Here is a 14,846-nt window from a genome sequence, read left to right as displayed (position 1 = left end):
AGAGGGACCCCTTGGGTGTTTGTGCTATTTTGGAAGCCGGAACCATGGTCGAATTGGAAAGACACGGAATTCATCATTCCTGAGATGCAGGTTCAACCCCTGCTGGTTCTGTGGGCAACGATGCAATGGAAGCATGTGTTGTTGCAACACCGTGTGGGTTCGAATCCCACTTGCCCAGCCCCCTCTGGTGTGTGGCTCAATGGAAGAGCATGACTTTGCCAAGGTTAAGGTGGAGGTTCGATTCCTTCCACACCAGAGGCTTTTGTGTTTGATGCCGTACTGTGTTGAACAGTGAAACAGCAGGTTTCAAACGATTTGTCCTGTTTCAAAAAACTTTTCCAGAGAGATGACCTCTTTTCTCAAATCCTTTAAAACAAAAGCTTGACCTGGCCCTTTGGGCCACCCTTACAGTGGTGTTGTGAACCCACAAACCCTGCTCAGCCCTTCACAATTCATCCAGATGTCGGGTCTTTCTCGCAAAGCCCTGAGGATCTATGAAGAGAATGGCCTTCTGCTGCCGTTGCACATCGATCCCCAGAGCCGTTACCGCTGGTATGGTCGGGATCAGCTTCACACAGCAAGGGTCATTCAGGTGATGCGTGCCATCGACCTGCCGATTTCTGCCATTCAGGGTCTTCTGAACAGCCCTGATCCTCTGCTGGAACTGCAAAACCTCTGGCGCGGGGTGCAGCAGCAACACCAGCAAGCCCATCTGCTGGTGGACCACCTGACCGATTTGCTGTCAGGGAAAGGAGCAAACATGTCATTTCAGGTGCAAGAACGTGCTTTTCCGGCTGCTTTTGTGGCCACCATTACGGGCAAAGTGGCCCAGCATGAAGGCCCTTCGTTCATTGGGGGCAGCATCCAGAAGATCCGTGCCCATCTGGAAAAAGTAGGTGCAGAGGCCCTGGAGATCGATTGGACCATCTGCCATGAAGGTCCCACGCGGGATGCCCCCGGCATCATGGAGGTGTGCGTGCCCTACACAGGCCAAGCAGTGCCCACAACAGAAATCAGCCTCAAACATGAACCGGCCCACCGTGCAGCGTTCATCCGGCTGCGCAAAGAGCAGGCGCGACCCTCAGACCTGATGCAGGCCCACCATGCAGCACAGCAATGGCTTCAGGAGCATGGCCACACTCTGGTGATGGGAAGCCGGGAGGTGTACTTTGCAGACTGGGCAAACACCCAGGACCACGAAGATGCCTTTGATCTGGCTTTCCCTTTTGAGGTGCTGCCAGAGCATCCATGAGATCTGCCATTTGTGCATCTGGAAGGCCAATTGGCGAATGGAAGAAGAGGGGGGCTGTGCTAGAATCTCGGGCACAGCCCCCTGAGGTCCAAGTCAAGGAACGTTATGGGGTGGCCACATCCGCCAACCAGAGGTCCCATGACACCCACCGACGACACCCCCCATCCAATCCCAGACCTGCCTTTCACTCCTGAAGAATGGGAGGTGTGCATCAAGGTTTTGCAGGCTCTGGCCCGGGATCCGTTTTGCGGTCCAGACACCCAGACCATGAAAACACTGGTCACCAAGATTCACAAAGGGGCCAAAAAACACATCCGTTCCCAGAACCGTGTCCAGCAGCGTGAGCATGACCAGAGCCTGAAAAGGCAGACCGAGGTGTTTCAGGTCAACGATGCGACGCGACTTCTGGGCCTGCATGCCCTTCCAGCATCCGGGCAACCCGACCTGATCGGTGAGCGTTTGCGTCCTGAGCGGTGTTACGTGTGCAAGGAACCTTTCACACAGGTGCATTTCTTTTACCACCTGTTGTGTCCAGCGTGTGCCCGCTTCAACCACCAGAAACGCACCCAGAGGGCAGATTTGCATGGACGCATTGCTCTGGTGACCGGTGGACGCATCAAAATTGGGTATCAACTGGCATTGCGCCTGTTGCGGGATGGGGCAAGGGTGTTGCTCACCACCCGCTTTCCCCACGATGCAGTGAAACGTTTTGCCACAGAGCCTGATTTTGCCCAGTGGAAGCACCTGTTGGAGTTGCACAGTCTGGATTTCCGCAACATCGGGGCTGTTGAAAGGTTCATTGAAGGGCTGCAGGCGCGGTTGCCCCATCTGGACATCCTGATCAACAATGCTGCACAGACGGTGAAAAGACCTCCAGCGTTTTACCAGCACCTGCTGGAATTGGAAACCACCCCCAGAGCGAAACTTCCTCTGGAGTGGCAGGAGGTGCTGTCTGTTGCAGGAGGGCTTGCTCTGGATTTCCGCTCAGCCATGTTGCCAGAGTCGGTCACGGCCCATGCAGATTTTCCTCTGGGATGGCTGGATCAGGATGGTCAGCAGGTGGATCTGCGCGACCAGAACAGTTGGACCAGCACGGCAGATCAGGTGCCCACTCTGGAGATGCTGGAGGTGCAGTTGGTCAACAACGTGGCCCCATTCATGCTGGTGTCCAAGTTGCGCTCCCTGATGCAAAAGTCACCGTTTGAGCGGCGCTTCATTGTGAACGTCAGTGCCATGGAAGGCCAGTTTGCCCGCGAGAACAAGACCGCTTTTCATCCGCACACCAACATGGCCAAAGCCGCCCTGAACATGCTGACCCGCACTTCGGCACAGGATTACCTGCAGGACAGGATTTTCATGACCAGTGTGGACACCGGATGGATCACCGAAGAAAACCCGCATCCCAAAAAAGCCCGTGTGCGTGAAAGGGGTTTCGTGACCCCTCTGGATGTGCTGGACGGCATGGCACGGGTGTATGACCCCATCGTGCATGGACTGACTGCACCAGAGCCTTTCTGGGGCTGTTTTCTGAAGGACTACCGGCCCCATCCATGGTGAGGGCCTCAGGTCAGCACCTCATTTGGATGAAGCAGGACGTTGTACTGTGCATGCCTGCGCGGTGAAACCACAATGCCTTGTTGCTGGTGAAGGGATTGGCACCTCTGGTGGTACAGTTTCGCCTGTGCAAGGTTTCCCTGCAGGCGTTCCAGCAGTCCTGCGCTGTAATAGGTGTCCAGAATGCTGAAACAGGTCACCGTGTGGGTGGTGTTGGTGCGCAGTTCTTCCAGCAGGCGTATGGCCAGAGGCACCTTCTTTTCGGCCAGAGCGATTTGCAGGCGCAGCAGTTGCACATCGTGGATTTTCAGGCTGGTGTTCTGGTCGGTGGCCTGCTGCATGCAGGTGTCCAGCATTTTTGTGGCGGTGGGCAGGTCATGCTGGGCGATCAGCACCCGGACCATCAGGAGCAGCAGGTGGAGGCGCACGGTGGGCATGTCTTCCAGTGGAAGGTCCCCTTCCCACATGGCCCAGAGCAGTCTGGAGGCCCGTTCAAACTGGCAGGTCTCGAAGTACAGTTCAGCCAGATGGAGTTGGCTCCATGCGCAGCCCCAGAGGTTTTTCTGGCACAGGAAGTACTGCTGGACCTGCTCGAAATGTTTTTCGGCTTCCCGGTAATGCCCCTGATGGAACAGCAAGCGACCCCTCTGGCTGTTCATCCATTCCTGCTGGTCCAGAGAACCTTGCAGGGGGATGATTTGACTGGCCTGCTCGATGTGGTGCCGGGCTTGGTTCACATCGCCCCAGAACATGCACAGGTGGGCCAGACCAGAGTGGGCTTGCGCGACCCCCACAGTGTGCTGGATGGACTTTGCCAGATGCAACACCTTCAGGAAATACTCCTGTGAGCGGTCATAATCGAAGTTGTCGTTGGAAATCCACGCTGCGCCCAGCAAGGTGGTGCAGATGTGTTTGCCCAGCTCGGGGTTTTTGACGTTGCCCGCAGAATTCTGGTAGGCGTGGTAAAGCTGGTCGGTGTGGTGCAACCCGAGGTAATAGTGCCGTGAGGCCTGCCAGAAGTGCCAGATCCGGGCCATCAGCTCTGCGCACAAAAAGGGGTCGTGCTGGACCATCACCTGCACCAGTTGGTGCAACGTGTGCTGGTGGCAGGTGAAGAACTCCATGCGGCTGCGGTGCCCATGGGGTTGGCTTTCCTGGAGGGCGGTCAGAAAGTACCGGGTGTAGTGTTCAGCAAGGTTTTCCTGTTCGTGGGGGCTGTACTGGTTGCGGGCATATTGCCGGACCATGTCGAGCATGAACACTTTCCCCTGACCTTCTGGCCCGATCTTGTGGTAAATCAGGTGTTTTTCGATCAGGCTGACCAGCAAACTCTGTGCAGAGAGGGGCAGGTGGTGCTGGTCCAGCACCACCTGCAAAACCTGCACAGCCTCCTGACGGTCCAGAGGTGCATCAAAAAAACCGAGTGCCCGCAAGGCCAGTTGCTGTTCATGGGTCAGAAGCTGGTAACTCCAGTCCAGCACGTTTCGCATGCTGCTCTGGCGGTCCTTGCATTCGCAGGAATCTTGCAGGTCGTCCTGAAAGAGCAGGTTGTTTTGAAGCTGTTCCAGCAGTTGCCGGACCGGATGGGTGTACATCCGCGAGGCGACCAGTTCGATGGCCAAGGGCAAGCCTTCCAGCAGGGTGCAAATGTGACGGGACAGGTGGGGATGGAGTTGCTGTACGTCCATTCCGCTGCGTCTGGCCCGGCTGTGCAGCAGTTGGATGGCCTCTTCTGAGTCCAGTTCAAAAGGATAGAGAGGACACACAAATTCCCCTTTGAGGTGCAGGCGTTCTCTGGAAGTGACCATGATTTTCAGTTGCTCGGCAGGTTCCAGCAGTTTCATCAGGAGGCCCGCGACCTCCAGATGCTCGGTGTTGTCGATGACCAGCAGTGCATTTTTGTTACAAAGATGACGCAAGAGTGTACTTTCAATCCACTCGATCCGCACATCGCTGATCTCGAACAGTTGCCCGAGGTGAAAAATCAGGCTGTTGAGGTCCCGGCTGCTGTAGGCATCCAGAAAATACACCCCATCGGTGAACTGGCTCTGGATCTGGCGACAGAATTCCACCACCAGACGGGTTTTGCCCACCCCTCCACAACCCACCACCGACACCAACTGCGAGCACATCAGGGCGTCGTGCAGCAAGGCAAACTCGGCCTGACGTCCAAAAAATTCATCCAGATAGCGGGGCAGACGGCCATTCATGCGCTTCTGCCTTGCGGGTCAGACATCAGGGTGCTGGCCACATCGCACAACTTGCCCAGCAGGGCTTGCAGGGGGGTGCCTTGCTGCAAAGCACGTTCCAGCATGTTCAGGAGGTCTTTCACCCTCTGGTCGCCCAGTTGCCCTGCCAGAGCACTGGCTTGATGCAGGGCTTCGGCATGGAAGGGATCCTGACGGAGCATCAAGAGGGTGAGGCCCAGTTGTTTGTCTTTTCCACTTTGTTTGGTCTGTTCGGTCAGCAGGCGTTGCAGGAGGTTTTGTTGCAGCAGGGCTCGGGGTTCTTCGAGCCATTCGGAGTCAAAACCTTCCAGCACCCCCAGAGTGAAAGCGGGATGCAACTTTCCGCCCGGCATGAGCGGTCCCGAGACGGCTTCCAGATCCAGCACCACCTTGATCTGGTCCGACAGCGCATACCCGCAGCGCCTTTTGACGATGGGATCATCCATGTTCAGGTGTTGTCCGAGCAGCAGTTTCAGTTGCCGAACTGCGGTGTAAACGTTGTGGGCAAGGCCTCCCGGCCAGAGGTTTTCCTGCAACTGGTCCTTCGGCGAGAACGGCTGAAAAATCAGGTACAGCAGCAACTCTTGCACCTTGAGGTAGGGGAAGTCCAGTTTTTGCCCGTTCACATGCACTTCTGGCAGCCCGATGGTTTTGATTTCCAGCACTTTTTCGTGGTGGGTGTTGCGGGCTGGCAGGGCTTTTTCCAGTTCCAGTCGCTTGCGAATCCGGGACAGGTGGTGTTCGGACCACTGGTCGAGTTGATGGGACAAAACAGCAGGGGACGGCAAGGTGACTTCAGGCATGTTTGCTCCTTGGGGACAAAAACAGAGGCTTTTCAGAATTTTTTAGAGATCCGGTTTAGCATGGCCTCGTCCCACATGCGAATTGCGGTTGTTTGCCAGAAAGCTGTTCTGACGGACGCAAGGAGGAAAACCTCCCGGTGAAGGCACCAGAGGGTGTCTGCGCTGGGCAAGTTGGGGTGGATCGGCTGTCAACTCGAATCGATTCGATAGTATCACGAAATTGTAAAGGTTCAAATCAGGGTTTCCCCTGAATCCCCAGACGCAAAACCCCCATCATACAGGAGGAAAACATGACCGTACAAGCCCGTCGCACTGCCTTCATCTCCTTGCTGCTCATCACCGGAGCCGTTTCATGCGGCACCCAAACCCTTGCTCCAACACAAAACACCACAAAGGCCACCAAACAAGCCTTCTCCGCCAGTGGTTACTCCATTGATGGCGGCACCTCCAACGCATGGCAAGGCGGATACTCGGGTTACCTGCGGGTCGCCAATGTCACAGCTTCTGTGCCGATCAAATCTTTTGAATTCACCTTCAAATTCAATGGCACCACCACCATGGCTGGAAGCGCATGGAACGGCACCGTCACCGGTCCCGACGCCAGCGGAGTCTACACCGCCAAAAGCCCCGACTGGCTCCAGTACAGCCCCATTTCGGTGGGAGGCAAGTGGGACCTCGGCTTCAACGGCAATGGGACCTTTTCTGGCATCACCGTGCTGGCTGCCAAAATCAACGGTCAGCCCCTGAGCAGTGACACCATCAAGCCCACCGCTTCCCTGAGCGCCAACAAAACCAGTGTCACCACTGCACCCAACACCATTGAGTTGACGGCCACTGCAACAGACAATGCAGGCGTTTCCAGAGTCGAGTTCTACGATGGGACCACCAAACTCGGGGAGGACCTGACCGCCCCTTACACGTACACCTACAACGTGCAGGACAGCAGTCAAAATGGTCTCCATCCCTTCATGGCCAGAGCGATAGATGCTGCAGGGAACACCGGAGTCTCTGCCAAGGTGAACGTGACCATCAGCCTGCCAGTGACCCCACCTCCACCCACGGGCAGCCAGAAATACCGCTGGCAGAACGTGGAAATCGTGGGCGGAGGGTTCGTTCCCGGCATCATTTTCAACCCCAAGGAAAAAGACCTGATTTACGCCAGAACCGACATTGGTGGGGCTTACCGTTGGGACAAAACCACAAACCGCTGGATTCAACTCCTCAACTGGGTTGGCGCAGATGACTGGGGCCTCTCTGGCGTAGACAGCCTTGCCACCGATCCGGTGGACCCCAACCGGGTGTATCTGGCAGTCGGCACCTACACCAACGACTGGGATCCCAACAACGGAGCGATCCTGAGGTCCAGCGACCGTGGGCAGACTTGGCAGAAAACCGACCTGCCTTTCAAAGTGGGGGGGAACATGCCGGGTCGTGGGATGGGTGAACGGTTGGCGATTGACCCGAACAAGAACAGCACCCTGTACTTCGGGGCCAGAAGTGGAAACGGGCTCTGGAGAAGCACGGATTACGGGGTGACTTGGAGTCAGGTGTCTGCTTTTCCAAACCCCGGAAATTACATCCCTGTGCCCGGTGACGCCTATCAGGGAGACAAAGTGGGCGTGGTCTGGATCACCTTCGATCCCAAGAGCAGCACCTCTGGCACCGCCAGCAAAAAAATCTATGTGGGTGTGGCAGACAAGGACCAGAGCATCTACCAGAGCACAGACGGAGGGGTGACATGGAGTGCGGTGGCAGGTCAGCCCACGGGATTTTTGCCTCACCATGGCGAGTTGGACAGTGAAGGGAACCTCTACATCACTTACAGCGATGGGGCGGGTCCTTATGATGGCACCAAAGGAGACGTCTGGAAACTGAACACCTCCACAGGAGCATGGACCAACGTCAGTCCGGTGCCTTCCAGCAGTGCAGACCTGTATTACGGGTATGGTGGGGTGGCTCTGGACCGCCAGAAGCCCGGTACCCTGATGGTGGCTGCCCTCAATTCATGGTGGCCGGACACCATCCTTTTCCGCTCGACCGATTATGGTAAAACGTGGAGTCGCATCTGGGACTGGAATGGTTACCCGAGTCGCAGCCTCAGGTACAACATGGACACTTCAGGTGCCCCATGGCTCAACTTTGGGAACACCAGTCCCGTGGACCCCGAGCCTGCCGTGAAACTCGGGTGGATGGTGAACGATCTGGAAATCGATCCCTTCAACTCCAACCGCATGATGTACGGGACGGGAGCCACCGTTTACGGGACCGACAACCTCACCCAGTGGGATCTGGGAGGCAAAATCAACCTGAAAGTGCTGGCTCAGGGCATCGAAGAAACCGCAGTGCTGGACCTGATCAGCCCACCCGAGGGGGCCAACCTGTACAGCGCTCTGGGAGACATTGGCGGTTTCCGACACGACGACCTTGGAAAAGTGCCCCAGAAAATGATCGTGGCCCCTTATGCAGGCAGCCACAACACCCTCGATTACGCCGAACTGAAGCCCAACTTCATGGTGCGGGCAGGGAACCCGGTCTCGGGCAAGAAAAGCACGGCATTCAGTTTTGATGGGGGCCTCAACTGGAACCCCGGCAACAGCGAACCCTCTGGCATCAAAGGGGCCGGATTCATCACCGCTGCCGCCGATGCCAGTCGGGTGGTGTGGGCACCGCAAGGAACAGGGGTATATTATTCCACCACACAAGGCAACAGTTGGACCCTGTCCACTGGGATTCCCAACAGCGCACAGATCGCAGCAGACCGGGTGAATCCGAAAACCTTCTACGGGGTCTCGGGCAACACCTTCTACATCAGCACCGATGGAGGGGCCTCCTTCAAAGCCACCGCAGGCACCGGACTTCCCGCCGAATGGAAGAACGTGGAAATCAAAGCCGTTCCCGGCAAAGAAGGCCACGTCTGGCTGGCCGCAGGCAGTGCAGGCCTTTTCCAGAGCACCAACGGAGGCCAGTCTTTCAGCAAGATCTCTGGCATTCAGACCGCCCATGTGGTGGGATTCGGGAAAGCTGCGCCCGGTCAGGGGTACATGGCGGTTTACATCTCGGGCAAGGCAGGGGGCAGCAACGGTTTCTTCCGCTCAGACGATGGAGGCAAGAGCTGGGTGCGCATCAACGATGACCTGCACCAATTTGGATCGACCAACACCGCCATCACCGGGGATCCCAGAGTGTATGGTCGGGTGTACATCGGGACCAACGGCTACGGCATCGTGTACGGCGACATCCAGAACAACTGAATTCAGGAAAGCATGTGACTCAAAAAGGCCCTTTTGGGCCTTTTTGAGCTTGGGATCAAAGCATTTGACAGAGAAATAAGAGGTTGATGCTTGAGATCGTGTTGTTTGAAATAGAAGGATTCAAAAGAATCCTTCTATTTCACTGTTAAACGCAGTAAACAAGCATTCAAAGCCAGTTCGTGTGGCTGGCCAGAGACTCCGGCGAGGGTCAGCGCAAAGTCGCTGTCGGGCCATGCGCACCGAGAGAGCCATCAGCCGTCAGCGGTCAGCCAAGAGGAAAGTTTTCTGGCTGCCTTTTGTTTTGTGTCTTTTGGTTTTGCTGTTCCTTACAGCAAAAGCCTCTGGAGAAGCTTTTTGCTGAAAGCTGAAGGCTGATCGCTGAACGCTTTTTCCAATGACACGCCAGAGGTCAGAATTTGCACTTACCCTGGCCTCAAGCACAGCAGCTTTCCATCCATCCCTGATACACTGCACCATAAGCAAAGGTCAGGTGGACGCAGCATGCGGGTTCTGGACACCAAACTTCTGATCCCTCCATTCGGAAAAGCCCGAGTGGAACGCGTGCGCTTGAACCGCAAGCTGGATGAAGCGCACATTCAGGGTGGCCTGACGGTGGTTTCTGCGCCACCAGGTTCAGGCAAAACCACGCTGGTGGGTTTGTGGGCACACGAGCAGCAAAAACAAAATCGGGTGGGTTGGCTTTCTCTGGACCGCCATGACAACAGCCTCGCCAGCTTCTTGACCTGCACCATTGCTGCACTGCAAAAGCCCTTTGATGGGTTTGGCATGGCCTTGCTGCACACGCTGCAATCCCCTCAATTGCCAGCTCTTGAAGCCCTGATGGGTGCTCTGGTCCATGAACTCCTGAACTTGCCTGACCCGGTCACCCTGATTCTGGATGATTTCCACACCCTCGATGACCCAGAGGTGATGCAAGCCATGCAGTTTGTGCTGGATCACCTTCCAGAGCACCTGCACCTTTTGATCGTCACACGTGAAGACCCGGCGTTGCCTCTGGCCCGCCTGAGGGTGAAAGGCAAACTGACCGAACTGAGGCTTGCCGATTTGCGTTTCACCACACAGGAAAGCACAGCATTCTTGAAAGACAGCATGGGCCTCTCCCTGTCTGAAGCGGACATTCAGGCACTGGACGCACGGACCGAAGGCTGGATTGCTGGCCTGCAACTTGCCGCCCTGTCCCTGCAAGGGGTGAGCGATCCTGAGCCGTTCATCCAGTCGTTCTCGGGCAGCCACCGTTTTGTGCTGGATTACCTGATGGAGGAGGTCTGGCAACAGCAAACCCCTCAGGTGCAGCATTTTTTGCTCCAGACGGCTGTGCTGGAACGGATGTGCGCTTCTTTGTGTGCAGCCCTGACCGGACACCCCGAGCAGGAAGCGCAAGGTCTGCTGGAGGCTCTGGAACGGGCGAATTTGTTTGTGGTGCCTCTGGACCACCAGAGGGGCTGGTACAGGTACCACCACTTGTTCGCGGATTTGTTGCGCCAGCGTTTGACCCACAAAGCTGCACAAACCGAACTTCCCCTCCTGCTGCAAAACCACCAGAAAGCCAGCCAGTGGTACGAAAACCACCAGATGGGCATGGAGGCGTTTGGACATGGGGTGGCGGCTCAGGATCTGGACCGGACAGAGCGTTTGTTGCAGTCTCCTTTGATTCCTTTGCACCTCAGAACCACGGTAGACCGCGTTCTGGACTGGATGGAAAAGCTGCCCGTCGAGGTGCTGCACAGCCGTCCAATCCTGTGCATGATGCTGGCTTCTTTCAAGCTGATCCGGGGTCAAACCCGAGGGGTCCCTGAAGCGTTGCAGGTCGCAGAGCAGGCTTTCCAGCATCAAAATGTTGCTGGGTTTGATGACTTGCAAGGTCAGTTGCACGCCATGCGCTCCACCCTCGCCCTGACCCAGTACCGCCTTTCAGAGGTGCTGGAACATGCAGGGAAAGCACTGGAATTGCTGGATGTGGGCACCTCTGCATACCGTTCGGCTGCGCTCTGGACGCAGGCTTCCGCGTTGCTGTTGCAAGGAAACCGCATTCAGGCGACCCGCTCTTATGAAGCGTCCTTGCACCTGAGCAGGCAGCAGAACAACACCTTTTCGATGCTGCTGGCCCTCAGTGGGGTGGGGCAACTGCAAGAGTTGAACTTCGATTTTGAAAAGGCCGACGTGTTTTATCAAGAAGCCATTGAACTGGCCGGAGATCCCCCCTTGCCCAGCGCGACCGATGCCTTCCTTGGGCTGGCCCGCATGGCTCTGGAACGGCATGAACTGGATCAGGCGTTCAAACTTGGCCTCCAGAGTTTGCAGTTGGCCTTGCAGTACGACCCGAATGTGGACCGGTTTCTGGTCTCTGAATTTCTGCTGGCCCGCATCGAGATGGTGGAAGAAAAATTTCAGGCTGCCCATGCCCGACTGAATCGCCTTGAACCCCTCGTGCACCAGAGGTTTGCCCACCGTTTGCCTGATCTGTGGCTTGCAAGACTGGAGGTTTTTTTGCATCAAGGCAACCGGGCACAGGCAGAAAAGTGCTTGCCCAACGTGACCCATCCTCTGGCTCTGGTCTGGTGGTCGTTGTTCGAAAAACAGTGGCATCAAGCCCTGCAACACATCGAGCCCTTGATGTCTCACTTCGAGGCGCACCACTGGCAGGAAGAACGCCTGCGCCTGATGTGCCTCAAGGCTGTTGCCCTGCATGGAACAGGGGAGACCAGAGCTGCCCTGTCTCTGGTCCGTGAAGTGATGGAAAGGGTCGCCCCTTGCGGAGCAGTGTACATCTTTCTGGATGCAGGTCCTGACCTCTTTGAACTGCTGCAAAAGCTGCAACCAGAGGTCTCGGGTCTGGCAAAACAGCACCTTCTCAGCCTGCTGCAAAAAGGCAGAACCCATTTTCAGGCTGCTTTTCCAAAAGACCCTGACACAGAAGCCCTGACCCGCCGAGAACTGGAAATCCTGCACCTGATCGCCAGAGGTTTCTCCAACCAGCAAATTGGAGCAGAACTCGGGCTGGCTCTGGACACCGTGAAAGGCCACAACCGCAACATTTTCGGCAAATTGCAGGTCCAGAGGCGCACAGAAGCTCTGGTCAAAGCCCGTGAACTGGGCTTGCTGTGAAACATTGAACTTTTGGGTCAGGTCTTTGCGTATCTGGGTTGGACCTCGGGATGGGTGGTTCAGTTGGGAAGGTAGATATTACAGGTGGGTGAGGTTGAGCGAGTTGGGCAAGTTGGGCGAGGCACGCCTTCTTGTGCAAAACGAGGGATCGCGTCTTGATACTTCTGCGCGCTCGCCCCTATATGGTGTTGTTTGAGGTTGCTTGCATTGGGCACAGCACGCTGCGCCCCTACAGGTCCCCTTGAAGATTTTCTGGACGCACAGCACGATGCTCTCGGCTCTCGGCTTCTGGGCGAGGCACCGCCCAACCCCCACTTTGTAGCATGCACATGTGTATTTCTCCGTTCTGCATGACAAGATGCAACCAGAGCCTGCCCGGTTCCCATCCGGTCCAAAGGAGGCCCATGAACGACGACAACAACCCTTTGAAGGATCGGCGCACCCGGCGTGATGTGTTGCGACAGGGCATCCTCACGGTCACAGGTGCGGTGGGGTTTGCTGCGGTCCTTGAAGCCCTGAGCCGGAGTCCCAGTACCCCCAGCAGTCCTGTGCCCCGTCCAACACGTCCAGTTGCTGCTGTGCCCGGAGATCCAGTGAGTGCCTGGGAAGACATCACCGGATACAACAACTATTACGAGTTTGGCCTTGAAAAAACCGATCCTGCACGCCTCGCAGGCCAGCTTGTCACCGAGCCCTGGACCGTCACCATCGATGGGATGGTGCAAAAACCCCTCACGCTGGACATCGCCACCCTCATGAAGCGCTTTCCCCCCGAGGACCGCACCTACCGCATGCGTTGCGTGGAAGGTTGGAGCAAAGTGGTGCCTTGGTGGGGCATTCCGCTCGGGCAGGTGATCAAGGCAGCAAATCCCACGTCGGGTGCCCGTTACGTGAAATTCACCGCTCTGGCCGACCCAGAGGTCATGCCGGGTGTGCGTGCGGGGGTGCTGGATTTCCCCTACATTGAGGGCCTCAGGATGGATGAGGCGATGCACCCCCTCACGCTTCTGGCCGTGGGCATTGACGGTCAACCCCTGCCCAAACAGAACGGTGCCCCTTTGCGCTTGGTGGTGCCGTGGAAGTACGGGTTCAAGAACATCAAAGCCATTGTGAAAATCACCCTGCAAGCCGAACAGCCCACCACCACATGGAGCACCATCGCCCCCAACGAGTACGGTTTTTACGCCAACGTGAACCCAGAAGTGGACCACCCGAGGTGGAGTCAGGCCACCGAGCGTCGCCTCGGTGAATTGGGCAGACGGGAGACCTTGATGTTCAACGGTTACGCCCGTGAAGTGCAGGACCTGTACGCAGGCATGGACCTCAGGCGGTTCTTTTGAGCACCCTGAATGCCAAAACCCAAAAACCTGCTTCAGATGGCTGGATCAAGGATGCCGTGGTGTGGGGCGGATTGCTGCCCACCGTCATTCTGGTGTGGGATGCCCTGACCGGACAACTCGGGGCCAACCCTTTGCAGCGTGCAGAACAACAAACCGGGGTTCTGGCCCTTGCCATGCTGCTGCTCAGCCTCAGTTGCACCCCTTTGCGCCTGTTGGGAAGCAAGCTCGGGCAAAAGTGGGTCTGGCCGATCCGGGTTCGCAAGCACCTCGGGCTGCTGAGTGCATGGTACGCCTTTGTGCATGTGGTCATTTATGTGCTGGACAAAGGGTTGATCCCGTCCCAATGGTGGTATGACATCCTGAAGAGGCCTTACATCACCGTCGGTTTTCTGGCCCTTTTGATTCTGGTCACTCTGGCATTCACCAGTGGCAAGGATGCCGTGCGCCGAATGGGATTCAAGCGCTGGGAAGCCCTGCACCGTTTGACGTATCTGGCTGGGGTTCTGGTGGTGGTGCATTACTGGTGGGCGGTCAAAAAAGACCTGACCGGACCCATTGTGGCTCTGGTGGTGTTGTTGCTGGGGTTTGCCGCTCGGGCACTCATCAGGAACCGGATGAAACCTCGGGCAGAACGCAAGCAGAAAGAAGTTTGAATTGGGATCTGTGAAGGGATCAGTTCAAAATGTAACCCATCACGAAAAAATGAGGCACCCAGTAGATCAAAGGAAATCTCAGAGCATTCAGAGAAACACTTTTCGGATGATCGAGGTCATCGGAGATCAATTTCGCAGCAATTAAGGGAATATAGAATCCCAGATGACTGAACGGCCAAAACAACAGAGAAAAAGCTCTGTGACGCGCAGCGTAGGGTGTGTTGCTGACAGTCTTGTTCTCAACCATGCCCAACCAGACATCATGTGGAGTGATCATGCGAACAGACAAAAAAATTATGCTGACCACACCAATCACGACCATTGAGAGCAATGACGCGCGTTGTTTGAGGGTACCTCGATGGAGGCCAAACCTCAAAACAATCAAGACACAAACCCATTCAAACAAAATCAGCAATGCGAAGGGAAATACATCCACGCATTCTATTGTTGAACTTGGGGGGATGGGATTGCAAACCATTCCCCCTTGTTTGATGTGAACTTTCCCCAACACCCTGAACCCACACTTTGGTGTCTGTTGCTGCCGCCCCGTTCTTGCATATCATGCCTTCACTGAGCTGTTCAGACCTTTGGGTTTGAGGTTCAGGTGTTTCTCTGGCACAACCAAAAACCCTCAAACCC

The 14,846-nt window shown here is 56.2% G+C and carries 9 protein-coding genes and 2 tRNA genes; 8 read left to right on the top strand and 3 right to left on the bottom strand.

The annotated features are described in order from the left end of the window. Nucleotides 1–38: 38 nt before the first annotated feature. From Q371_RS02225 to Q371_RS02210, 4 genes are all read left to right on the top strand, one after another. Nucleotides 39–111, top strand: a tRNA-Met gene (locus Q371_RS02225). A 74-nt stretch (nt 112–185) separates the two neighbouring features. After that, nucleotides 186–256 (top strand) — tRNA-Gly (locus Q371_RS02220). Nucleotides 257–418: 162 nt separating this feature from the next. Continuing rightward, a complete protein-coding gene (locus Q371_RS02215) occupies nt 419–1,252 on the top strand; it encodes a MerR family transcriptional regulator (protein ID WP_157442465.1) in 834 nt (277 codons plus the stop codon). A 138-nt stretch (nt 1,253–1,390) separates the two neighbouring features. Then, nucleotides 1,391–2,809 (top strand): SDR family oxidoreductase, encoded by a 1,419-nt coding sequence (locus tag Q371_RS02210; protein WP_051963087.1) that lies wholly within the window; start codon nt 1,391–1,393, stop codon nt 2,807–2,809. Between the two features lie 5 nt (nt 2,810–2,814). Here Q371_RS02210 and Q371_RS02205 read toward each other — a convergent pair whose 3' ends face one another. Beyond that, complete coding sequence (locus Q371_RS02205; RefSeq protein ID WP_034335506.1) at nt 2,815–5,016, bottom strand: ATP-binding protein; 2,202 nt, start codon at nt 5,014–5,016, stop codon at nt 2,815–2,817. After that, nucleotides 5,013–5,837, bottom strand: a complete 825-nt coding sequence (locus Q371_RS02200) for a hypothetical protein (protein WP_034335505.1) — start codon at nt 5,835–5,837, stop codon at nt 5,013–5,015. The genes Q371_RS02205 and Q371_RS02200 overlap by 4 nt, the downstream gene beginning before the upstream one ends. A 290-nt stretch (nt 5,838–6,127) precedes the next feature. Between Q371_RS02200 and Q371_RS02195 the strand changes: the two genes are divergently transcribed. The 4 genes from Q371_RS02195 to Q371_RS02175 all read left to right on the top strand — a co-directional run bounded on the left by Q371_RS02195 (nt 6,128) and on the right by Q371_RS02175 (nt 14,207). Then, nucleotides 6,128–9,088 (top strand): Ig-like domain-containing protein, encoded by a 2,961-nt coding sequence (locus Q371_RS02195; protein WP_051963086.1) that lies wholly within the window; start codon nt 6,128–6,130, stop codon nt 9,086–9,088. A 501-nt stretch (nt 9,089–9,589) separates the two neighbouring features. Next, nucleotides 9,590–12,214 (top strand): winged helix-turn-helix domain-containing protein, encoded by a 2,625-nt coding sequence (locus Q371_RS02185; protein ID WP_034335501.1) that lies wholly within the window; start codon nt 9,590–9,592, stop codon nt 12,212–12,214. A 404-nt stretch (nt 12,215–12,618) separates the two neighbouring features. Further along, entirely contained in the window at nt 12,619–13,554 is a 936-nt protein-coding gene (gene msrP, locus Q371_RS02180; RefSeq protein ID WP_051963085.1) for a protein-methionine-sulfoxide reductase catalytic subunit MsrP, read from the top strand. After that, complete coding sequence (locus Q371_RS02175; RefSeq protein ID WP_342668491.1) at nt 13,551–14,207, top strand: protein-methionine-sulfoxide reductase heme-binding subunit MsrQ; 657 nt, start codon at nt 13,551–13,553, stop codon at nt 14,205–14,207. The genes msrP and Q371_RS02175 overlap by 4 nt, the downstream gene beginning before the upstream one ends. A 19-nt stretch (nt 14,208–14,226) precedes the next feature. Here the strand turns inward: Q371_RS02175 and Q371_RS02170 are convergent, their stop codons facing one another. After that, entirely contained in the window at nt 14,227–14,643 is a 417-nt protein-coding gene (locus Q371_RS02170) for a hypothetical protein (RefSeq protein ID WP_157442464.1), read from the bottom strand. Nucleotides 14,644–14,846 lie beyond the last annotated feature (203 nt).

Source organism: Deinococcus misasensis DSM 22328 (genome assembly GCF_000745915.1).
Lineage (GTDB): Bacteria > Deinococcota > Deinococci > Deinococcales > Deinococcaceae > Deinococcus_C > Deinococcus_C misasensis.
Note: the sequence above shows the minus strand (reverse complement) of the source record. Positions and strands in the feature narration are given on the sequence as shown.

What these genes read in the sequence shown, in the direction of transcription:
- Q371_RS02205 (WP_034335506.1), bottom strand. Translation starts at nt 5,016, where the DNA reads ATGAATGGCCGTCTGCCCCGCTATCTGGATGAATTTTTTGGACGTCAG.
- Q371_RS02200 (WP_034335505.1), bottom strand. Translation starts at nt 5,837, where the DNA reads ATGCCTGAAGTCACCTTGCCGTCCCCTGCTGTTTTGTCCCATCAACTC.
- Q371_RS02185 (WP_034335501.1), top strand. Translation starts at nt 9,590, where the DNA reads ATGCGGGTTCTGGACACCAAACTTCTGATCCCTCCATTCGGAAAAGCC.
- msrP (WP_051963085.1), top strand. Translation starts at nt 12,619, where the DNA reads ATGAACGACGACAACAACCCTTTGAAGGATCGGCGCACCCGGCGTGAT.
- Q371_RS02210 (WP_051963087.1), top strand. Translation starts at nt 1,391, where the DNA reads ATGACACCCACCGACGACACCCCCCATCCAATCCCAGACCTGCCTTTC.
- Q371_RS02195 (WP_051963086.1), top strand. Translation starts at nt 6,128, where the DNA reads ATGACCGTACAAGCCCGTCGCACTGCCTTCATCTCCTTGCTGCTCATC.